This window comes from Alteribacter salitolerans, from assembly GCF_016901055.1.
GTDB classification, from domain to species: Bacteria; Bacillota; Bacilli; order Bacillales; family Salisediminibacteriaceae; genus Alteribacter; species Alteribacter keqinensis.
Window position 1 is genome coordinate 55,670 of the sequence record NZ_JAFEUX010000007.1, and the last position, 21,849, is coordinate 77,518.

General features: G+C 46.8%; 17 protein-coding genes. 12 read left to right on the forward strand and 5 right to left on the reverse strand.

Annotated features, from left to right (window positions below; translation table 11 throughout):
* Positions 1–1,091: 1,091 nt before the first annotated feature.
* Positions 1,092–2,873 (reverse strand): alpha-glycosidase, encoded by a 1,782-nt coding sequence (locus JSY36_RS14125; protein WP_205166870.1) that lies wholly within the window; start codon positions 2,871–2,873, stop codon positions 1,092–1,094.
* A 261-nt stretch (positions 2,874–3,134) separates the two neighbouring features.
* On the opposite strand from JSY36_RS14125, the gene manA reads away from it, so the two are divergent.
* Positions 3,135–4,088 carry a mannose-6-phosphate isomerase, class I gene (manA, locus tag JSY36_RS14130; RefSeq protein WP_205166871.1) on the forward strand — a complete coding sequence of 318 codons (954 nt, stop codon included), beginning with the start codon at positions 3,135–3,137 and terminating at the stop codon, positions 4,086–4,088.
* Between the two features lie 168 nt (positions 4,089–4,256).
* Here the strand turns inward: manA and JSY36_RS14135 are convergent, their stop codons facing one another.
* The 4 genes from JSY36_RS14135 to asnB form a co-directional block, all read right to left on the reverse strand.
* Positions 4,257–4,547: a hypothetical protein gene (locus JSY36_RS14135; RefSeq protein ID WP_122899045.1), complete on the reverse strand. Its 291-nt coding sequence runs from the start codon at positions 4,545–4,547 to the stop codon at positions 4,257–4,259.
* Positions 4,544–4,906, reverse strand: coding sequence for a single-stranded DNA-binding protein (gene ssb / locus JSY36_RS14140; RefSeq protein WP_183163856.1), 363 nt, complete (start codon positions 4,904–4,906; stop codon positions 4,544–4,546). Before ssb ends, JSY36_RS14135 begins: the two co-directional genes overlap by 4 nt.
* A gap of 14 nt (positions 4,907–4,920) precedes the next feature.
* Positions 4,921–5,607, reverse strand: a complete 687-nt coding sequence (locus JSY36_RS14145; RefSeq protein WP_205166872.1) for a transposase — start codon at positions 5,605–5,607, stop codon at positions 4,921–4,923.
* 635 nt (positions 5,608–6,242) lie between these two features.
* The gene (asnB, locus tag JSY36_RS14150; protein ID WP_205166873.1) at positions 6,243–8,132 is read right to left on the reverse strand and encodes an asparagine synthase (glutamine-hydrolyzing); all 1,890 of its coding nucleotides are present in this window, start codon (positions 8,130–8,132) and stop codon (positions 6,243–6,245) included.
* A 398-nt stretch (positions 8,133–8,530) separates the two neighbouring features.
* Between asnB and cspD the strand changes: the two genes are divergently transcribed.
* The 11 genes from cspD to JSY36_RS14205 all read left to right on the forward strand — a co-directional run bounded on the left by cspD (position 8,531) and on the right by JSY36_RS14205 (position 21,740).
* On the forward strand, positions 8,531–8,728 hold the full coding sequence (gene cspD / locus JSY36_RS14155; protein WP_110521111.1) for a cold-shock protein CspD: 198 nt from the start codon (positions 8,531–8,533) through the stop codon (positions 8,726–8,728).
* A 640-nt stretch (positions 8,729–9,368) separates the two neighbouring features.
* Entirely contained in the window at positions 9,369–9,938 is a 570-nt protein-coding gene (gene hpf / locus JSY36_RS14160) for a ribosome hibernation-promoting factor, HPF/YfiA family (protein ID WP_122899037.1), read from the forward strand.
* A gap of 315 nt (positions 9,939–10,253) precedes the next feature.
* Entirely contained in the window at positions 10,254–12,788 is a 2,535-nt protein-coding gene (gene secA, locus JSY36_RS14165; RefSeq protein ID WP_205166874.1) for a preprotein translocase subunit SecA, read from the forward strand.
* Between the two features lie 194 nt (positions 12,789–12,982).
* Positions 12,983–14,087, forward strand: a protein-coding gene (gene prfB / locus JSY36_RS14170) for a peptide chain release factor 2 (RefSeq protein ID WP_183163854.1) whose coding sequence is annotated in 2 segments (ribosomal slippage) — positions 12,983–13,054 and positions 13,056–14,087 — 1,104 coding nt in all. Because the reading frame shifts where the segments join, the coding sequence is not laid out codon by codon here.
* A 398-nt stretch (positions 14,088–14,485) separates the two neighbouring features.
* On the forward strand, positions 14,486–15,370 hold the full coding sequence (locus JSY36_RS14175; RefSeq protein ID WP_236784947.1) for a YitT family protein: 885 nt from the start codon (positions 14,486–14,488) through the stop codon (positions 15,368–15,370).
* Positions 15,371–15,443: 73 nt separating this feature from the next.
* The gene (locus tag JSY36_RS14180; protein ID WP_122899031.1) at positions 15,444–15,803 is read left to right on the forward strand and encodes a c-type cytochrome; all 360 of its coding nucleotides are present in this window, start codon (positions 15,444–15,446) and stop codon (positions 15,801–15,803) included.
* A 459-nt stretch (positions 15,804–16,262) separates the two neighbouring features.
* Positions 16,263–16,949, forward strand: a complete 687-nt coding sequence (gene ftsE / locus JSY36_RS14185) for a cell division ATP-binding protein FtsE (RefSeq protein WP_122899028.1) — start codon at positions 16,263–16,265, stop codon at positions 16,947–16,949.
* Positions 16,939–17,832 carry a permease-like cell division protein FtsX gene (gene ftsX / locus JSY36_RS14190; protein ID WP_205166875.1) on the forward strand — a complete coding sequence of 298 codons (894 nt, stop codon included), beginning with the start codon at positions 16,939–16,941 and terminating at the stop codon, positions 17,830–17,832. The genes ftsE and ftsX overlap by 11 nt, the downstream gene beginning before the upstream one ends.
* A gap of 90 nt (positions 17,833–17,922) precedes the next feature.
* Positions 17,923–19,353 (forward strand): murein hydrolase activator EnvC family protein, encoded by a 1,431-nt coding sequence (locus tag JSY36_RS14195; protein WP_205166876.1) that lies wholly within the window; start codon positions 17,923–17,925, stop codon positions 19,351–19,353.
* 290 nt (positions 19,354–19,643) lie between these two features.
* Positions 19,644–20,015 carry a hypothetical protein gene (locus tag JSY36_RS14200; RefSeq protein ID WP_205166877.1) on the forward strand — a complete coding sequence of 124 codons (372 nt, stop codon included), beginning with the start codon at positions 19,644–19,646 and terminating at the stop codon, positions 20,013–20,015.
* 204 nt (positions 20,016–20,219) lie between these two features.
* Complete coding sequence (locus JSY36_RS14205) at positions 20,220–21,740, forward strand: S41 family peptidase (protein WP_205166878.1); 1,521 nt, start codon at positions 20,220–20,222, stop codon at positions 21,738–21,740.
* Positions 21,741–21,849 lie beyond the last annotated feature (109 nt).

A 21,849-nucleotide genomic window follows, 5' to 3' on the forward strand; every position in this document is an offset into this window, starting at 1 on the left:
GAGGCAGGTTTCATAGTACAGGAGACTTACCGTAGTTCTTTTGTCAGGAACAACGAAAGCCCTGATTCGATAGAGGGGTTCGACAGACGCTGAAATGGGAGGAATAACAGCGGAATGTTGTTGAACCTGGCTGAATGTGTAAAACGATTACCATTGAAGAAGCATGTGAACAGATAATGGTGGATGTTCCATTATTTTGTTCACTTTAGAGCACAGCAGACTTCGGCGGCTTCCAATTTCCTTGAGGAAGCAGCCTTCGGATTTTGTGCCATCACTGTCTTCAATTCCCCGATAATCGTACGCAGGTGTTGTCAGCCCTTACGCTCTACCACTTTTCCTGCAGTGAAATCTGTGGGACATTCTATCTCTCTTGATCCTCCTTTCTGTTAACCGGGACTGTCTTATTGAGTAGCCTCGTGTTGTTAATGTGCATTTTATAGAACAATTTGGAATAAATCACTAGCAATTTAGCAAAATAAGGCTAAAGAATTCAGAAAATTCGTAAAACTAGTAAAGAAGTTTGGGAAAATGTGAAAAGGCGAATGAATTTGTAGGATTTTTCCACTAAATACGTTAATTTGTAAAGAAATAAGGCAAAAGACTTGGGGGATATTGTCGGACGGGAGGGAGTTCCTATACGCATAAAGTAGTAGACAGGGAGGTTATGAACAGTGTCGAAATACATAGGTAGTCCTAGTACTTATTATGAAAGAGTCGAGGAGAGTGTGAGAGGTACTACGATTAAAGTCGAATATGTAGGGCATTGGGTATGCAGGGGAAGATGTCCCGGGATGGCGGGAGGGGGGGCACGTTTGGGAGACTCAGCGTAAACCGCTGGAACTCAGAAAGTCAGGGTTTAAGCGGTTCTTTCGATTTATGAGCTGCAAATGAGAAGAGATGGTTCACGAATCATGGTTTATGAGCATTTCGTTCCAAGGACCCGGGAGTCTCTTGCCGGCTTTATATTTATGCTCAATACTTCACGTGGGGTCTGGCCCTGTGTGGGTTAGTTCACAAACAGAGAAATGTAAAAGCCGCTGGAGGAATGGGAGATCCTCCTGCGGCTTTCGGTTTGCTGGACTGTGGGTATTTTATTGTTCTTTTAGGAGAAGAGACTTTTTCCCGCCTACGGTTACGGAAAGCTTGCCGCGTTTGACAGGATATGCGTCGTTGCCGTCAAACACCGGGCGGAACGTTCCTTTACTGAGACCGGAGAGTTTGACGGTCTTTTCCTCTTCATCCCCGTTGAGCACAACAATAAAACGGTTTCGGTCATCGCTGCGCTCGTAAGCAACGAATTGTTCGCCTTTTTCAGCCGAAAGGAAGCGGAATGAACCGTCACGGAACGCACGGTACCCCTTGCGAAGCCCGACCATATCCTTATAGAAGGCAAACAGTTCTTTATCCTGACGGTCTTCGTCCCACACCATCGGCTTCCGGCAGTCCGGATCATTCCCCCCGTTCATACCCACCTCGTCACCGTAATAAATACAAGGCGCACCGGTGTAGGTAAGCTGGAACGTTGCCGCAAGCTTCATAAGATCTTTATCTCCATCAGCAATCGTCAGCAGGCGGGGCGTGTCATGGGAGTCGAGAAGGTTGAAAGCAACCTCATTCGCCTGTTTCGGGTAGGCGACCTGCATCGCATCAAGACGTCCCATAAAGTTCTCCGCGTCAATCGTTTTCTTCGCAAAAAACTCAAGAATGCTGTTTGTGACCGGGTAGTTCATAACGGCGTCAAACTGGTCGCCCTCAAGCCATGCCATGGAATTATGCCAGATTTCACCGAGGATGTAGGCTTCCGGATTGGCCTTTTTTACTACGTTCCGGAATTCGCGCCAGAACTGGTGGTCAATTTCGTTCGCCACATCAAGACGCCAGCCGTCTACACCGATATCCTCAACCCAGTAGCGCGCCACTTCAAGAAGGTACGCCTTCACTTCAGGGTTCTCCGTGTTCAGCTTCGGCATGGATGCCACAAAACCGAACGTGTCGTAGTTAGGAAGAGGCTCTGTTTTAACCTCATTCTCACGAAGGTAAAACCACTTCGCAAAGCGGGACCGGCGGCCGTTTTTCAACACGTCCTGGAACGGTGGAAAATAGAAACCACTGTGGTTAAATACCGCGTCAAGCATGATCTTAATACCGCGCTTGTGAGCTTCATTCACCAGGCGCTTCGCCGTTTCGTTGTCGCCAAACTGTGGATCGACCTTCAAATAGTCAATCGTGTCGTATTTATGGTTTGATTTCGCTTCGAAAAAAGGTGTGAAGTAAATGCATGTAATTCCGAGATCCACGAGGTAATCGAGGTTGTCAATTACGCCCTGGAGGTCGCCCCCAAAGAAATTGTCACGGGTCGGTACCGCATCCGGTGTCCAATCTTCCACCCCTTCAGGGTTAAGAGAGTCGTCACCGTTGGCAAAACGCTCAGGGAAAATTTGATAAAATACAGCATTCTTCACCCATGCAGGAGGCTTGTTTACGTCTGCCGGGTTTAGGAAAGGAAACTCAAACATGCCGGACGGAGACTCGAGCATCCCGATCCCGGACTGGGACTGGGCGCCTTCCTCCTGAAAGCCCACTTCATTATAGTAGAGCGTTTCTTTACCGCTCTCGAGACGGAATGCATACGCAAACCGGCGGAACTCCGGTTTCACGGCAGCCTCGTAGTAGTCGAACAACGTGTCACTGGCAAACTTCGTCATTTTCGTTGTCTCGATGAATTCCTGAGTAAAACGGTACTTGTCCCCGTGAATCAGATACACATTGTCCAGATCATTTCTCTTCGTACGAAGGCGGATATGAAGCGTTTCGTGATCGTAAGCATACGCATAGTGCGACTTCGGCTGGTGAAAAATAGCCTCTAATAACATAAACTGTCCCTCCTGCTAAATACATAATTTCACACAAAATTGTGCGGGGTCAGACCCCGTTGCGGGGCACCCGTTGATTGGCAGCGTGTGACCGTATACAATGATAGCTGTAGTTATTCTCAGATGGATAAGAAAGAGAAAGAGAGTGCAATCGTTTGCACAAACCTTTCAGCAAGACACTGATTTTTAACAATTTCAGTATAGCACGCCTGTGAAAGCGTGTCCATTTCACTTACAACTGACAATCAGGAGGAACATACGATGAACGATATTCTGCTTTTCGAACCCGTATTGAAAGAAAAAATCTGGGGCGGCAGCAAACTTGCCGACGATTTCGGATACAGTACACCTTCCAGCCGAACGGGAGAGTGCTGGGGCATTTCCGGCCACGAAAACGGCACGAACCGCGTCATAAACGGCCCTTACGAGGGAAAAACAATACGTGAACTCTGGAACGGACACCGGGAACTTTTTAACAATGAGCCGGGGGACGAATTCCCCCTTCTTGTAAAAATCATTGATGCACAGGACGACCTGAGCGTTCAGGTTCACCCGGACGACACTTACGCCAAGAAACATGAAGGCTACGCATTCGGAAAAACCGAATGCTGGTACATTCTTGACCACGAACCTGATGCAAGGCTCATCCTCGGTCATAACGCCGAAACCCGGGAGGAGCTGGCTGACATGGTGGACAAAGGACAGTGGAACGACCTTTTCCGCGAAATTCCCGTCAACAAAGGCGATTTTTACTATGTTCCGAGCGGCACCGTTCATGCCATCGGCAGCGGCATCGTGATTCTGGAGATTCAGCAAAGCTCCGACATTACCTACCGCTTTTATGACTACGACCGCACCGATGACGCCGGAAACACCCGCGACCTTCATATTGAAGATTCGATCGCCTGCTCCATGGTTCCACATGAAGACGCAAAACCGGCACAGCATACCTGGACGGAAGCAGGCCTTTCCATCACCCGCCTCATCGAGGAAAACTACTTCACTGTCTATCACTGGACCCTCAATGGCGCGGTGAGCCGTGACGTGAACGAGTACACCCTCGCGAGTGTCGTGGACGGCGAAGGAGAAATAACAATCGGCACGAACACACACCAGCTCAGAAAAGGTGCCCACTTCATCATCCCGGCCACGGCTGAGCGCTATGAACTGCGGGGCAGCATGACCCTGATGGCGTCCCACACAACCAACCCTTAGGGTAAAGAAAGACGAGAGACTCTCGTCACCGGGAAACCGGAAGCTGCGACCAAAAGAACCCCTCCTTTTTTTCAGGATTCTGTACCTGACGAAGGAGAGGTCTTTTTATTCATTGGGGAGGTTTTACTTCAATGAAGGGGGGCTAATCCTTTAAAACCTCATCGCCTGCTAAAACTTTGAAGGATGATGGTGGGCCATTTCCATGAAGGAATGGAGGATCACTTCATCAGAGTTGATGTTTTCGATGTGTTTCACTTCCACGCTTGTTTTCAGCGCCTCAAGGTCTTCGTGCAAAAACGACATTTGCTCGATCGCTTCGCTCATGGCGTTGTTCAAATAAGAGACGTCTTCCTTTTTCACCATTGTCCGTTCCAGCTGGGCGAGTTTATGAAGAACTGACTTTAAAAGGTCCATTTCAGTCAGGGTGGAAGTATCCTGTGTTTTAAATAGTGTAGTCATTGGCTGTTACCTGCTTCCTGGAGAGTAGAGCTCCCCGGTTTTTTTAGTTGAAGAAACTGGACGTTTTCTGCGATCATGTCCATTCTGAAAATCCGTTTGTTGTTGCCGTCCTCGTACAGTTTGGTCTGAAGCCGGCCGCTCACAGATACCATGGAACCTTTCCCACAATGTTCCGCTACCCTCTCTGCACTTTCCTGCCAGAGGGTACACGGAATGAAGTCGGCGTCGTACTTGCCGCTCTGGTTTTTGTAATTCCTCTTTACAGCTACTGAGAATCTTGATAGTGGTACACCGTCCTTTGTATATGAGAGATCAGGGTCTTTTACGATTCGTCCGATTAAGTTCACCTGGTTTAGCATAAAGGTCACGCTCCTTATTTTTGGAATGCTTCTTTTAACATTGAGGATAACTTCCATTCGCGTTCAACGTAGGTGCGGTAATGAATGTGGCTTGGCACCGGGAACAGGGCTGTGAGCTTTTCAGTTGCAAGAGGGAGAGGGGAAGGAGGAAGAAGCGAAGGGGCCTTTTCGTGAATCATTGTCAAGGACGCTCTTTTTTCTCTTATTCTCTCATTGTAAGGTCCTGTCACGATCAGATTGGAGTTATTTGTGTTTCGGACAGGCTGCGTATAGTGATAATAGCTGCTCCAAGGGTAATCTTCCGGGTTGTCGACCATGCCGGCAGCCCGGGGATTATTGTGAATGTATGCGCTTGTCTTCATCAGAGAATGAGATGAAGCGACAGGCGTTGAATAGTACCGGTCCTGAAACAGGTGGCCGCTCAGGTTATATTTTTTGTTGATATACATGGCGTACATCGAATTGAGCGGCTGCATCACTTTACACGGCGGATCGGCCTGTGTTCCGAGCAAAAGGTGAAGATGGTTCGTCATCAGGCAGTAAGCATGCAGGTGATAAGGTGAATAATGATAGGCGTGATCGAGCAGTGAAAAGTACTTAAAGTAATCCTTCCGGTCAAAAAACAGATTCTTTCGGTGGTTTCCGCGGCAGACAATGTGGTAGATGGCACCAGGAAACCACTGGCGGGGTTTTCGAGCCATTGAATGAGCTCCTTTTAAAGTGGAATGTTCAATCGGGGAAGCATGGAGGGTCTGTCCCTTCATTCGCTCCTTTCATTCAGATTTTTCGTCGTACTTGAAGTTTGCCCTAGGGGAAACTTCAAGTACCTTTCAGCGTTACGTGATGTTTGTGGTGAAACGGCAAAAACGTGTGGTGAAGAAAAAAAAGGTGTAAAAACAGAGAAAACGGCCAAAAAAAGGTGCGCGAATGGAAAAGGCGCCTGGAAATGCTTTTTTTCAGTTATTGATGCTTTCGTCTGTTTTCACACTGGAAACGAATTGTCCTTACTGCACTGGGATGCGTTTACTATGTAAGTGTTAAGCCTCGACTGACAGGGGGGGGATCGAGGTTGCAATAAGTGACTCAGTCTCAATCTGGAACGAGGGAGGTCCCTGACTCTGAAACCGGTAAAAGAGGTGGTTGGAAGTGATTGGTCCGGATTGTTCTTCAATGTGAACAACCGGTCAATCCAATCAGAAGGGAGAAATTGTTCCCTTCTTGAAATTAATTCTATTTGATAATTCAGACAAATTCAAGCATTATTTTACAAATTATACAAAAATAATTGTGCGGGGACAGACCCCGCACAATTGCGTCTGAGGGATTGACTTTTGGGTTAGATGATGTCTTTCAGGTCGCTGGCGTCGGTGATGGTGCGGCGGGACTGGGTTGCCTGCTTGTGCCACAGCATGTAGGTGAGGATAGTCCAGATTTTTCTTGAGTGATCGTGCTTTCCCTGGACATGTTCCTCGAGCAGGCGGACGCTTGCGCCTTTATCAAAAATTGTGTCGGAGGCAGGACTCTGGGTAAGGATCAGTCTTGCCCAGTCATACAGTTCATCCTTCAGCCAGAGGCGGACCGGCACAGGGAAGCCGAGCTTCTTCCGTTCAACCACATGGGCGGGCACCACATCCGCCAGCGCCTCCCGCAGCCAGATTTTCGTTTGTTTCCGGCTTACTTTTCCTGACACCGGCAGGGAGGAGGCCACTTGAAACACTTCCTTGTCCAAAAACGGTACCCTGAGCTCGAGGGAGTGGGCCATCGTCATTTTATCGGCTTTGGCAAGAATGTCTCCCCGAAGCCACGTGTGCATGTCCACATACTGCATTGTAGTAACCGGATCCCAGCCTTTTCGTTTTGCATGGTCATACAGGGGAGCGGTGAAATCAAACGCAGAAGCCCCTTTAGTTTCGAATAGATATTCCTCCACTTCTGCCGGATCAAAAATCCGGGCGTTTCCTGTAAACCGTTCCCGCAGCGGTGTTGTTCCCCGCTGCAGAAATCCTCTCCCTTTCACCCCGTGGGGAATTTTCAATGCAAGGGAGTGGATCTGTTTTTTCATACCGGAAGGCAGAAAGTCAAACAAACGCAAGGACCCGGGCTCCTTGTATATGTTGTATCCTGCAAAAAGCTCATCCGCTCCTTCCCCTGAAAGAACGACCTTGGAGTGCTCGGCCGCTTCTTTTGCCACAAAATAAAGAGGAATCGCTGCCGGGTCGGCGACGGGCTCGTCCATGTGCCAGATGATTTTCGGCAGTTCTTTTACCACCTGTTCAGGTGTAATCGTCACAACGTGGTGATCGAGACCAAGGACTTCTGCAGTCTTTCGGGCGGTATCAGCTTCACTGTAACGGGCGTCGGCAAACTCAGCGGTGAAGGCTTTCACATCAGGCTTCATTTGCTTGACGAGTGCGGTGATCGCAGTCGAATCGATCCCTCCTGACAGGAACGTGGATACGGGAACGTCGCTTCGCAGGTGGAACTCGACAGATTCTTCAACGGCCCGACGGATTTTACCGACTGCAGAAGCCTTTTCCTGAATGGTCGGGTTAAACTCAGGCTGGGAATAGGGTTTCAGGGTGAGTTTTCCCGTTTCTCTTTTCAGCTCTATGATATGTCCCGGCGGCACTTTCGTAATGTTTGATGTGCTCGTAAGCGGCTCTGGTGCATATTGAAACGTTAAGTATGCAGGCAGAACGTCCTTGTTAATGCCGGGCTTTTTTTCGAAAAGGGTCAGGCTTTTTTTCTCGGAGGCAAACAGTACTGCGTCGCCGTCTTTCTTCATATAGAGAGGTTTGATGCCGAACGGGTCACGGGCACCGGTTAGGGTTTCTGTCCGGCTGTCCCAGATGAGAAAGGCAAACATGCCTCTGAAATTGGTGAAGCTCTTTTTTCCTTCGTGTTTGAAGGATGCGAGAATCACTTCCGTATCGGATGAGGTCTGAAAGGTCGCGCCACGCTTTTTCATGCGGTCCCTGAGTTCAGGAGCGTTATAAATCTCGCCGTTAAAAACAATTGTGTAACGGCCATTGTCATAAGTCATGGGCTGATGGCCGTGAGGGAGATCGATGATGCTCAGGCGGCGGAAGCCAAGCTGGACCCCCGGACTTTTATAATAGCCGCAGTCATCAGGGCCCCGGTGGGTGATGACGGCAGTGATGGTTTCAAGAGGGTACTTGTTCAAAGACTCCTGGTTGGTTGAAAAAACAGCAGTAAATCCACACATAATAGAAGATACACTCCTTAGTAATGGCGCGGAACTGTTACCTGGCCTGTAAAAAAGGGCTTGTAGACGGTGCCGTGCAAGTTTAATTTTGGTAACTGGATATATGACGCTGAAAATAACGAAAAAGGTTCATGGAAAACGAATAAAAGTTGGAGAGAATCATAAGATGTTTATGACCACCCAACATAGCGCAAATGAAAAGGAGAAAAACCCTTTTCAAAACGTCTGAAAAATACAGGTCTAATTTCCCTGGGCGTATTGTCATACCAGCTTTAGTGGACAGACCTCTGTGTCGAAATAAGGCGGTCGAAAGAAATTGACTGTGTTTTTAGGCGTTGCTATATTATAAGTGTGGTCAAGCCACCAGATTTTTAATACGAAGGGAATGTGTTAGAAACATGCAAGGAAAAGTGAAATGGTTCAATGCTGAAAAAGGTTTTGGTTTTATCGAGCGCGAAGGTGGAGACGATGTATTCGTTCACTTCTCTGCGATCGAACAAGAAGGGTTCAAATCTCTTGAAGAAGGTCAAGATGTTGAATTCGAAATCGTAGAAGGTGCTCGCGGTCCTCAAGCGGCGAACGTAACAAAACTGTAATGATTCGCACTTCCCTGAAATAGAACGTTCAAATCGTATGATTTTGTTTACGTCAGTAAGGGGTAATATGTAAGCGAAGACAATCCCGGTACGAAGCGCATCCCGCTTTGTGCCGGGATTTTTCTGTGTCTGTTCAGTGGCGGGGCAGAGTGTCTTTGACAGAAAAACATATGTTCACAAAATTGTGCGGGGTCTGTCCCCGCACAATTTTGTTAATTTAGACGATAATAGATAATAAGGGAAGGGGATAGTAAGGGTTTTGCAGGAACTGCCTGCAGCTGCTCGCAGCCTCTTCCCTGAAGCAGACACCACAGTTCCGTGTTTATTTTTACGGCTCAGGAGGTAAAGGCTTGTAATCTTTCTAAAACAGCCCGCCATGATTGATGTCTTGTTTCTGCCTTTATGGCAGACAGAGATTTCTGGCGGAGGCTCGCAGAAAGGTGATTCTGACTTCTTAAAGAGGTGATTTTTGTTTAATGATGGTCGCAGTTACAGCATTATCAAATTCATACCCCGGCCTGTAGGCAAAACTTTCCGACTTAATATGACAAAAAGTTTTAAGATTTTTGTTTCAATTTAGCAGGATTATAAAGCGGGTATGAAGAATATTACACACATAACTGAAAGGAGGAGTTTGCTTATGATTTACAACATTCGTGGTGAAAACGTAGAGGTGACTCCCGCATTAAGGGAATACGTAGAAAAAAAGGTAGGCAAACTTGAACGATATTTTGATCAGACTCCATCATCAGATGTACACGTAAAACTGCAAGTGCTTAATAACGACCAGCGTGTCGAAGTAACGATTCCAATGCCAAAGCTCCTGCTTCGTGCAGAGGAAACCCATACTGACATGTACGCGGCCATTGACCTCGTGATTGAAAAGCTCGAGCGTCAGATCCGTAAGCATAAAACGAAAGTTAACCGCAAGTTCCGTCAGGACGAGAGCTTGAAGTATATGTTTAAAAACGAACTCGAACCGACAATGGGAGAGACTCCGGTTCCGGATGAGCCTCAGTACGAGGACGATGATATCGATATCGTGCGTACGAAGCGCTTTGATCTGAAACCGATGGATGCAGAAGAGGCCGTTCTTCAAATGGACATGCTCGGTCACAACTTCTTTGTGTTCTCCAACTCTGTAAACGGCGGTACAAACGTTGTCTACAAACGTAAAGACGGCAAGTACGGCCTCATTGAAGCAGAGTAACCAGCAAGATACTAATAAAAGCTATGCATAAAAGCCGGTGCAGCCCGAGACATTCGGGCCACCGGCTTTTTCACGCTCGAAAGGACTGTGAAAAAGTTCACGGAGGGTCAGACCCCCGGAAATACCAGGAAATTATTTCCGGGGGTCTGACCCTCCGTTCGGGGGTTCACAAGTGAGCGTTCAGGCATGTTCTTGTAAGGGGTCTGGGAAACTGATAAAATGAAAGTTAACTGTCAGAAGACTTGTACGATAAGATTCCTGACGATCACATCATGGGATATCCCATTGGAATATACGATAAGGGAGCAATGTCCAATGCTAGGATTACTTAAGAAAGTAATTGGTGACACCGACGCACGCCAGATCAAGAAGTGGCAGAAGACGGTGGACAAAATTGAAGAACTTGGCGAAAGCATGAAAAAGCTTTCGGACGATGACTTACGAAAGAAAACAGAAGAATTTAAGAAACGCCACCAGGAAGACGGCGAGTCTCTTGAAGACCTGCTGCCGGAAGCCTTTGCGGTTGTCCGTGAAGGATCGACCCGTGCCCTTGGCATGCGTCATTTCCGTGTGCAGCTTTTAGGGGGCGTGTGTCTTCACCAGGGTGACATCGCTGAGATGAAAACCGGTGAAGGTAAAACCCTCGTAGCGACACTTCCGGTTTACCTGAATGCGTTAACCGGGAAAGGTGTTCATGTTGTTACGGTTAACGAATACCTTGCCCGCCGTGACTCCACGGAGATGGGAAAACTTTACGAATTTCTCGGCCTCACTGTCGGTTTAAACATTAACGGCATGAGCAAGGATGAGAAGCGTGAAGCTTATACCTGTGACGTTCTTTATGCAACAAATAACGAACTGGGCTTTGATTATTTGAGAGACAACATGGTGCTCTACAATAAACAGAAAGTACAGCGCCCGCTTCACTTTGCGATTGTCGATGAAGTGGACTCCATCCTGATCGATGAAGCCCGGACACCGCTGATCATTTCCGGTTCTGCGGAAAAATCAACGCAGCTTTATACTGTTGCGAACTCTTTCGTGCGCATGCTGAAAGAGGAAGAAGACTACACGTACGACGAAAAAACGAAAAACGTGCAGATGACCGATGACGGTGTAAGTAAAGCAGAACGATCCTTTAACATCGATAATCTGTTCGATCAGTCTCACGTTCAATTAAACCATCACATTAATCAGGCACTTAAGGCACACGTTGTCATGAAGCGTGATGAGGATTACGTGGTTGATGACGGTGATGTAGCGATTATCGACCAGTTTACCGGCCGTATGATGAAGGGCCGCCGCTACAGCGATGGCCTTCACCAGGCGATTGAAGCGAAGGAAGGCCTTGAAATTAAACGGGAAAGCATGACGATGGCCTCCATTACGTTCCAGAACTACTTCCGTATGTACGAAAAGCTTGCCGGTATGACCGGTACGGCCAAAACAGAGGAAGAAGAGTTCCGTAACATTTACAACATGAATGTTATTGCTATGCCGACAAACGAGCCGATTGCCCGTGAAGATAAGTCCGATCTTATTTATAAGACAATGGATGCAAAATATAAGGCGATTGTAGAAAAAATCAAAGAGCTTCATGAAAAAGGACAGCCGGTTCTTGTTGGTACAGTCAGCGTGGACACGTCAGAACTTTTAGCCGGACTGCTTAAAAAGCGAGGAGTCCGTCACAACGTACTGAATGCGAAGAACCACGCCCGTGAAGCGGAGATTATTGAGAATGCCGGACAGCCCAAAGCAGTTACTATCGCGACAAACATGGCCGGACGTGGTACGGACATCAAACTCGGCAACGGTGTGAAAGAACTTGGCGGCCTGTACGTCCTTGGTACCGAGCGTCACGAATCCCGCCGCATCGACAACCAGCTCCGGGGTCGTTCCGGACGTCAGGGTGACCCGGGTATGTCCCAGTTCTACCTGTCACTTGAAGACGTGCTGATGCGCCGTTTCGGCAGTGAAAACATGCGTAACATGTTTGATAAAATCGGCCTTGAAGATGACCAGCCGATCGAAAGTAAGCTTGTTTCCCGTGCTGTTGAACAAGCGCAGAAGCGGGTGGAAGGAAACAACTTCGATGCGCGTAAACAGCTTCTCCAGTACGATGATGTTATGCGTGAGCAGCGTGACATTATTTACGAGCAGCGTAACCAGGTACTCGGGTCGGAGAACCTCCGTGAAGTGGTTGAAAAGATGATCGAGTCTACTATCGAGCGAAACGTACAGCTCTACACGCCGGCGGACGATGTGCCAGAGGACTGGAACCTTCAGGGTATTGTGGATTACATCAACGCAAATGTGTTAAACGACAATGAAATTGAAGTGAAAGACCTGAAGCCTCTTGAGCCGGAAGAAATGGTTGAACTGATTGTCGACCGGGCCAAAGAGGAATATGATAAGCGTGAAGCAGAATTTACGCCTGAACGTCTGCGTGAGTTCGAGAAGGTTATCCTTCTTCGTACGGTTGATTCCAAGTGGACCAGCCACATCGACCAGATGGACCAGCTCCGTCAGGGGATTCACCTCCGTGCATACGGTCAGAACGATCCTCTTCGCGAGTACAAATTCGAAGGCTTTGAAATGTTTGAGCAGATGGTTGCTTCTATTGAAGAAAACGTCACCCGTTACGTGATGAATGCCCAGGTGGAAGCGAACCTCGAGCGTAAGCCTGTTGCTGAAGGAAAAGCGGTCCACCGCAGCGCCAGCAGCCCGACAGCAAAGGAAAAACAAAAGAAAGTTCCTTTCAAGAAATCACCTGAAGTAGGGCGCAATGACCCTTGTCCTTGTGGTTCGGGTAAAAAATACAAGAACTGCTGTCAGAAAGAATTAGGTTAAGGGTAAAGGTATTGTTTTTGAGATGATAATGGTTTTTTCTAAGAAACAGACGTAGCAGTAGTGCCCAGCCTCCGCGTAAAACGAAGAGCACGCACGATTTGTCTGAAAGAAGAGGTCATTATTAAAGCAGTAAAAAATAAGGCAGCCGGTGCTCGTCAGAGTCCGGCTGCCTATACTAATGAGGTGTTCGTAATATGGAAATGTCTGATATTAGAAACGAACTTTCAACTATGGCTAAGCGATTAGCGGACTTCAGGGGGTCTCTTTGACCTTGAAAACAAAGAGACCCGCGTAGCTGAACTGGATGAACTCATGTCCGAACCCGGATTCTGGGATAATCAGAACGAAGCTCAGAAAGTCATCGACGAAAGCAACCAGCTTAAAGAGGGTGTGGAAACCTACCGGAAGCTGGAAAATATCTTTGAAGATCTTGAAGTTTCCTTCGAACTTGTGAAAGAAGAAGGGGACGACGAGCTTTTGGAAGATCTGGTTGAAGGCGTGAAGGACCTTGGTGAGAAACTGAACCAGTTTGAGCTTCAGCTTCTTTTAAGTGAGCCTTACGATAAAAACAATGCAATCCTTGAGCTTCACCCTGGTGCCGGCGGAACGGAGTCTCAGGACTGGGCTTCTATGCTTCTGCGTATGTACACCCGCTGGGCGGAAGGAAACGGCTTCAAGGTGGAAACGATGGATTACCTTCCTGGTGAGGAAGCCGGTGTAAAAAGCGTTACGCTTCTTATCAAAGGCCACAATGCCTACGGTTATTTGAAGGCGGAAAAAGGGGTTCACCGTCTTGTCCGGATTTCTCCGTTTGATTCATCCGGCCGTCGTCATACGTCATTCGTATCGTGTGATGTCGTTCCGGAACTGAATGATGATGTGAGCGAAGTAAGTGTGTCTCCCGATGAACTGAAAATTGATACGTACCGTGCAAGCGGTGCCGGCGGTCAGCACATCAATACAACTGATTCCGCTGTACGGATTACCCACTTGCCGACGAATACGGTCGTTACGTGTCAATCTGAGCGTTCCCAGATTAAAAACCGAGATCAGGCAATGAAAATGCTTAAAGGAAAGCTGTTGCAGCTGAAAATTGAACAGCAGCAAAAAGAACTTGATGAAATCCGCGGTGAGCAGTCTGATATCGGATGGGGAAGTCAGATCCGTTCCTACGTATTCCATCCGTATAATATGGTTAAGGATCACCGAACGAACCATGAAACAGGGAATACCCAGGCTGTCATGGACGGCGATCTCGGTTCATTTATTGATTCATACCTGCGTTCAAAAATTGACTAATTGTTTCATTAATAGGTTGTCCCGGGGGAGAGTTCCGCCTGGGCAGCCTTTTTTGGTGAGTGGAGGAGGAATTATCGGATTTGTGTTAAGAATTCCAGATTCGCTTCCAATCAAGTGGAAACGCGTCCCTCGTCCTTTAAAAAAAACCCGGGATTTCCTCCTTCTCCCCATAAATGCACTACGCTAAAGCATCACCGCGGTCTTGTTTACAGTCCGGCATGCCGGTGATATACTACTTGGGTCTTTGCCCGGAACTGCTGCTGCTTTGTGGATAGCAATGAAGGGCACAGTGAAAGCTAATTGACTGAGGGATTTTCATTCATACATATTCCAAGCATTCCCCAACGTCTTTATAGCAACATTTTTTAAGAAACAGGTGAACATAAATGATGAAAGCCATGAAACGGAGAAAAGATCAGCAGCCGTTAAGTCCCTTGAGCAGAATTCTATTTGAATTTGCCCACGTTCTGGTGGGGTCTGCTATTGTAGCCATCAGTTTTAACATTTTCCTCCTGCCAAACCGCATTGCTTCCGGTGGTGTGGCCGGTATCTCCACCCTGGTGGAAGCGACTTTTGGTTTTGAGCCGGCATTTACGCAATGGGCATTTAACATTCCATTGTTTATAGCAGGTGTTCTGCTTCTCGGCGGGAGTATTGCCGGAAGTCTGCTGTACGGTTTGAAGACATTAACCGGAACGATTTTTTTACCTGCAGTTGTATTAATGACCAGGCATCTTGAGCCTGCTACTTTAGATCCTTTACTTGCTGCAATATTCGGTGGGATAGGAGTAGGACTTGGTTTGGGAATTGTGTTCAGGTCGAATTCGTCAACCGGGGGGACGGATCTTGCCGCTCAGATTGTCAACAAATATACTGGACTTACCCTTGGGGCCTGTGTTTTTCTTATGGACGGGCTCGTCGTAATCTCGGCAGCGGTTGTTTTCGGATTTGAATTTGCTCTTTATGCCCTAATCGGTTTATTTGCTACAGGGAAGACCATAGACCTTGTTCAGACTGGTATTGGCTACTCAAAAATGGCGATTATTATTTCAGATTATGAAGAAGAAGTGCGTCAGGGTCTGCTCACTCAGGTGGATCGCGGTGTGACGAAGCTTCACGGGTATGGCGGCTATACGAATCACGAGCGTCCTGTTCTCATGTGTGTGGTGGGACGAAACGAAGTCACAAAATTGAAACAAACGGTTCAAACCATTGATCCACATGCCTTTGTGATCGTGAGTAATGCGTCGGAGGTACTTGGGGAGGGTTTTAATAAAGGATAAATCGGTTATAATATCTAGGAAGGTTACTTAGAAAAACCTACCAAATTATTTTCAGCAGATCAGGAGGGTTTACATGAAGAAATGGCTAATCCCGATGATGGGAGCTGTCTTGGTTCTGGCGGCGTGTGGTGGCGGAGATGATGACACGACACCTGTAGACGAAGGCGACGACGCAGTCGAAGAGACGGAAGATGACGCAGAAGAAACAGCAGGAGACGGAGAATATGACCTCGCTGCTGGAGAAGAAGTGTACGAGCAGAACTGTCTGTCCTGTCACGGACAAAACGGTGAAGGCGGGTCTGGACCTGGTATCGCCGGTCTGGATATGGACTCCGTGCGCGCAGCGATCGAAGAAGGACCGGGAAGCATGCCACCTGAGCTTGTAGATGGTGATGAAGCGGATAACGTTTCTGCATGGGTTGCCGATCAGTAAACATAATGTGATATAGAAAAAACAGCTGATAAATGGTCAGCTGTTTTTTTGACGTGAAATTTGTCATTAAGATGTATGTAAAACCAATATTTACTTCTAAGACCATTCCTATGTCCTGGTTACATTGAACGGTTTTTAAGAATGTGCCATATCGCCTTTCTTATTTTTCCGATATTTCGTATACTCGGAATCGTTATGCAGAAATGAAGGGGGTTGCAATAGGTATTTTCTATAAAATAAGCGCTAAATTGACGTAATGTGACAAGATTTGAAATGAAACTGTAACGTAAATGCACTCAAATTACTTAGTTTAGATGATATAATGTTGAATGGTAGAAGCAGATTCATTTAGATGCAGCAATGATTTGAAAACTAAATGCAAATAATTCGACATAATCATACATACGCCTTGAGCAGGCGATCACCTCAGAGAACTATTTAAAGCGGGAAGTGATATTTTTGATTACGATGAAAGAGGTATGGAAGACATACCCAAACGGCGTTATGGCCATTAACGGGATTGACATACATATTGACAAAAGTGAATTTGTTTATGTAGTCGGGCCGAGTGGGGCCGGCAAGTCAACATTTATTAAGCTCATGTACAGAGAAGAAAAACCGACACGGGGATCGATTCAAATCGGAGACGAAGAGCTTTCCAAAGTGAAAGAACGTCATATTCCCTACTTAAGAAGAAGAATCGGTGTCGTATTCCAGGACTTCAAGCTCCTTCCTACCCTATCGGTTTATGAGAATGTGGCATTCGCTCTGGAAGTGATTGAAGAGAGCAAAGCAAACATCCGTAAACGGGTCATGCAGGTCCTTGAGATTGTCCGGTTAAAAAACAAGGCGCGCTTTTTGCCCCAGGAATTATCCGGCGGTGAACAGCAGCGTGTGGCCATTGCCAGAGCGATTGTAAATAATCCTTCCGTTCTGATTGCAGACGAGCCTACGGGAAATCTTGATCCGGAGACATCCTGGGAAATCATGAAAATCCTCGAAGAAATCAACAATCGGGGTACTACTATAGTTATGGCTACCCACAACAAAGAGATTGTAAACACGATGCGTAAACGTGTTATTGCCATAGAAGGCGGCCGGGTTGCCCGTGACGAGGCAAAGGGGGACTACGGTTATGAAAGGTAGAACTCTGGGACGCCACATAAAAGAAGGCGGAAAGAACTTAGTCAGAAACGGCTGGATGACTTTTGCGTCCGTAAGTGCCGTTACGATTATGCTGTTTGTGGTAGGTGCTTTCCTTCTTCTTATTTTAAACATGAATACATTTGCCGATTCACTTGAAGACGATGTGGAAGTTCGCGTCTTCATCGATATCGCAGCTGACGAAGAGAGTCAGTCAGCTCTCGAAAGTGAAATACAGGATATGGATATTGTTGAAACGGTAGATTTTGTTCCGAAAGAGGACGGGTTGGAAAACTTGATTACCAGTTTCGGAGATCAAGGAACCTACCTTGAGTCTTTAAGAGAAGAAAACCCGTTAAACGATGTTTTTGTTGTACAGGCTCAGGACCCCCAGCAGACACAGGTACTTGCTGAGGAAATCCAGTCATTGAGCTATGTAGACGATGTTGAATACGGTGCAGATATTGTCGAGCAGCTTTTCTCTGTAACGAACATCCTTCGCTATGCAGGGATTGTTCTTGTTGTCGGTATGATGTTCACGGCGATGTTTCTGATTGCAAACACGATTAAAATTACGATCATTGCCAGAAAACGAGAAATTCAGATTATGAAACTTGTAGGAGCCACGAACGGATTTATCCGCTGGCCTTTCTTTATAGAAGGATTACTGCTCGGTGTTCTTGGATCCATCATTCCTGTAAGCGCACTGGCTTATGGCTACATGCGTCTCGTGGAACTGGTCCAGGCTACACCGGAACTCGCATTTCTTCCAATGATGCCGGCTAATCCTCTTATATGGCAGATGGCAGCTATACTTGCCGGGATCGGGGCCTTTATCGGTATTTGGGGAAGCGTGATGAGCGTACGTAAATTCCTGAAGGTTTAACAGTTTACGAGAATAACCAGATAAAAATAAAAATTGTCTATTTCCGTGGAAATAAATCGGGATAGCTCGGGTTGAGGGGGATTTTATTCAATGAATCGCAGGTTGGGACTAGTATCATTGGCGTGTCTTCTTGCAGCATCGACTTTTTTCGGATCGAATATGTGGTCGACAGCTGAAGCAAATACAGGTGATGAACTGAAAGAGCAAATTGAACAGAGTCAGCGTGATCAGGAAAAAAAGCTGGAAGAAGCTGAACAGACAGAGCAGGAGCTTGCAGAAGTAGAGGAAGAAATCGTCGGGCTTCAGGACGAGATTCGAGAACTGGATGAAAAAACACAGAAAACGAACGAAGACATTCGTGTGAAGCAGGATGAGATCGATGAAACGAATGAAAACATAGAAGACTTGCGTGAGGAAATTGAAATTCTTCAGGAGCGTATCAAGGAACGTGATGAGCTTCTGAAAGACCGTGTGAATTCAATGTACAAAAATGGCGGGACGGTAAACTATCTTGAAGTCCTTCTTGGTGCACAGAGCTTTGGAGATTTGATCGAGCGTGTAAATGCACTGAGCACCATTTCCCGTCAGGACCGTAACATTCTTGAACAGCATATCGCTGATAAAGAGGCTTTGGAAAATGCTAAAGTTGAACTTGAAACACAGCTTGAAAACCTTGAAACTCAAATGAACGAACTGGAAGATCTCCGTGCTGATCTTGAAGCTCAAACGGCTGAGAAAGATCGTCTTGTAGACTCACTTGAAGAAAAAGGTGCTTCATTGAAAGATGCGATTGTTTCCCTTGAAGAAGAACAGTCTATCCTGGCAGCACAGGAAGCGGCTGCGAAGGAAGAATTGGAAGAGTGGGAAGAAGAACAACGTCGTCTTGAGGAAGAGCGCAAGCGTAAAGAAGAAGAAGAGCGCCAGAGACAGAAAGAAGAGGAAGAGCGTAAAAAGAAGGAAGAAGAGGAAGCCGCAGCTGCAGCTCAAAGCTCTAATTCCGGATCAAGTAATTCCGAATCAAGTAATTCCGGATCAAGCAATACCGGCAGCTCATCAAGTTCTGGATCGTCAAGTTCACCGGATCGTTCTGCAAGTGCCAGTGCGCCGAGCGACAGCGGCGGCACACTTGGATTGCCCGCTACAGGACGAGTGACAAGTGAGTATGGTCCTCGATGGGGACGTGTTCACCACGGTATTGATATCGGTCAGGGTGGAAGATCCAATGTTCCGATCGTAGCAGCAGAATCAGGTACGGTAATCAGAGCCGAATACATGAATGGTTATGGAAACACAGTTATGATTACACATAACGTGAACGGAAAAACCATAACAACGCTCTATGCTCATATGGATTCTATCAGTGTGTCCCAGGGACAGCGTGTCAGCAGAGGCCAGAACCTTGGAATTATGGGTAACACCGGAGCCTCACAGGGCCCTCACCTTCACTTTGAAGTTCACGAAGGCGGATGGAACGGTGCAAAATCAAACTCGGTAGACCCCAGAAAATACGTTAACTTTTAAATAGCTGTATTTCATATGAACTGTTGATCATAAAAGTAACAGCTGCACCACCGTGTAAAACGAGAGGGTTGCAGAAAGCATCAGTGCATCTATTAAAAGCAACGGTCTTCTAAAGAAACAATTAATTTCGGCAGCCCAATCTGTCAGCTTCGTTGGATTCATTCCGAATCACACTTAAATAACCACATCTTCGCCAGGACAAACTAGCGGAGATGTGGTTTTTGTTTACTTTAACCGGGGCAATGAGAAGGACAGCAGTTATAAGTTCAGCTATAAAGGAGGGAACAGGCGTGGGGATCTTTTTTCCGGCAGTTGTCTGTGGTATTACGATGCTGACGACCTTGTATCTTCAGATTCTCATTGAGAGAGTGTACTTTCACAGGGAAAAAACTTTGATCGTACTGCACTTTCCGAACGTGATGTTCTCATGGCTCATGTATGGCGTTACCTATATCTCTGTAAATGGTTTCATGCTGGGCGGTCTGGCGGAAAGAGGAAGGGCAGCGGTCGCAGTAGAGGCGTTTCTGTCTTCATTTCCCTTGGTTATGGGCTGCTATGTGATCACGGCCCCCCTGTTCAGACGGGCACTCCGGCGCTATTATCCTGTTAAGGGAACAAATATTGTATACTTGAAACTGAAAGGCATTTCCAGGGAGAAATAAAGCGAATAAGATGTAGTAAAATTTTCGTATACTAAAAAGAGTTTTCCCTGGTAAGTTGAGTAGAACAATTTAATCTGTTGCAAAGATTTGTTAAGATAGAGGATAACAAGTACAGCATTTTTTAGAAAAAAAGAGAGAAACTATCAAGAATAAACGGGGGATCTGCTCCATAGTGGAATATGGTTTCCGTGATGAGGTGAGTGAATGAACATCGATAAGAAATTTCTGCCGTTAATCGTCTCTCTATCCGTTATTTTAGGAGCAGTCGCGATGTTTGTCGTAATGCAGGTGACGGATGGTACATCAGCTGAGCCGGTGCTGAACGACAGTGGAGACGCAGATACAGAGTTAGCGATTGACCAGGACGACGGGGAAGAAAATGCTGCTGAAGAAGCGGTTGAAACGTCAGGCAGCGAAATTTCAGAAGATAAAGCCGAGAAATTCCATAAAGCTTATTCCATCATAATGGACCGCTATGTGGAAGCATTTGATGAAGAAGAACTTCTTGAAGGTGCCATCAACGGGATGCTTGAAGTGCTTGATGATCCTTATTCCGTTTATATGGATCAGGAGACTGCCCGTGAATTTATGGATTCACTCGATTCCTCTTTTGAAGGAATCGGAGCTGAAGTAAGCATGACGAATGGGAAAGTAACCATTGTAGCACCTTTCAGGGATTCGCCCGCAGAAAAAGCAGGTCTGAGACCGAACGACCAGATCGTCGGCATTGACGGTGACAGTATCGAAGGCCTTTCCCTTTATGAAGCAGTGCTTCAGATCAGAGGGGAAAAAGGTACGACAGTTACACTTACCGTTGAACGCCCCGGAGTGAGTGAGGAGCTGAATATCGATGTGGTCCGTGATACGATTCCGATTGAAACGGTCACAAATGAGCTGATTGAAGAGGACGGGGCGAAAATTGGTTTGATAGAAATCCGTTCTTTCTCCGAAAGTACTGCAACAGACTTTGAAGAACAGTTACACGCTCTTGAAAAAGAAGGGATTGACGGATTGGTTATTGATGTCCGTGGAAACCCGGGTGGATTCCTTCAGAGTGTAGAAGATATCGGTAACCTCCTTGTACCCGGCGGTGAGCCGATTGTGCAGATTGAAAACCGTGACGGTGAACGCATTCGTCATGTTTCCAACCTGGAAGAGGAAAAAGAGTATCCAATTGCCACATTGATAAATGAAGGAAGTGCTTCAGCATCTGAGATTCTGGCTGCGGCCCTTAAAGAAGCAGGCGGTCATCACGTTGTGGGTGAAACAACGTTCGGAAAAGGAACCGTTCAGCAGACACTTCAGCTTGGTGATGGCAGTGAATTGAAACTTACGTTGTTCAGATGGCTTACTTCTGACGGCAACGACATTAATGAGGTTGGTGTGGAACCGACAGAGGAAGTACGTCAGCCTGATTTCTTCTATGTTTCTCCGGTACAGGCGGAAGACCCACTGGAATATGACATGAACAGTGAACAGGTGGAAAACGCTCAGCTGATGCTTGAAGGACTCGATTATGATCCTGGCCGTACGGACGGTTACTTCAGCAGTGAAACAGAGGAAGCGGTTCGTGCCTTCCAGGACGACGAAGGACTGGATGTGACAGGTGTAATTGATGAAGATACAGCCTGGGCACTTCAAGACCGTGTTGTTGAAGCGGTCCGTGACCGTGAGAACGATCTTCAGTTCAAACGTGCGATTGAGCTGTTAATTGAAAATGAGTAATGAATGATGACTCGCTCCTTTTCGGGGCGGGTCTTTTTGTTTGAGAGGAAAGCGTGCAGAGCATCACAACAAAACTTAAGGAAGATAATACCCTTTCTTATCGAATGGT

Bases quoted from the DNA above. Each gene is read 5' to 3' on its own strand.
- JSY36_RS14125 (WP_205166870.1), bottom strand. From the start codon at position 2,873: ATGTTATTAGAGGCTATTTTTCACCAGCCGAAGTCGCACTATGCGTAT.
- manA (WP_205166871.1), top strand. From the start codon at position 3,135: ATGAACGATATTCTGCTTTTCGAACCCGTATTGAAAGAAAAAATCTGG.
- JSY36_RS14135 (WP_122899045.1), bottom strand. From the start codon at position 4,547: ATGACTACACTATTTAAAACACAGGATACTTCCACCCTGACTGAAATG.
- ssb (WP_183163856.1), bottom strand. From the start codon at position 4,906: ATGCTAAACCAGGTGAACTTAATCGGACGAATCGTAAAAGACCCTGAT.
- JSY36_RS14145 (WP_205166872.1), bottom strand. From the start codon at position 5,607: ATGGCTCGAAAACCCCGCCAGTGGTTTCCTGGTGCCATCTACCACATT.
- asnB (WP_205166873.1), bottom strand. From the start codon at position 8,132: ATGTGTGGATTTACTGCTGTTTTTTCAACCAACCAGGAGTCTTTGAAC.
- cspD (WP_110521111.1), top strand. From the start codon at position 8,531: ATGCAAGGAAAAGTGAAATGGTTCAATGCTGAAAAAGGTTTTGGTTTT.
- hpf (WP_122899037.1), top strand. From the start codon at position 9,369: ATGATTTACAACATTCGTGGTGAAAACGTAGAGGTGACTCCCGCATTA.
- secA (WP_205166874.1), top strand. From the start codon at position 10,254: ATGCTAGGATTACTTAAGAAAGTAATTGGTGACACCGACGCACGCCAG.
- JSY36_RS14175 (WP_236784947.1), top strand. From the start codon at position 14,486: ATGAAACGGAGAAAAGATCAGCAGCCGTTAAGTCCCTTGAGCAGAATT.
- JSY36_RS14180 (WP_122899031.1), top strand. From the start codon at position 15,444: ATGAAGAAATGGCTAATCCCGATGATGGGAGCTGTCTTGGTTCTGGCG.
- ftsX (WP_205166875.1), top strand. From the start codon at position 16,939: ATGAAAGGTAGAACTCTGGGACGCCACATAAAAGAAGGCGGAAAGAAC.
- JSY36_RS14195 (WP_205166876.1), top strand. From the start codon at position 17,923: ATGAATCGCAGGTTGGGACTAGTATCATTGGCGTGTCTTCTTGCAGCA.
- JSY36_RS14205 (WP_205166878.1), top strand. From the start codon at position 20,220: ATGAACATCGATAAGAAATTTCTGCCGTTAATCGTCTCTCTATCCGTT.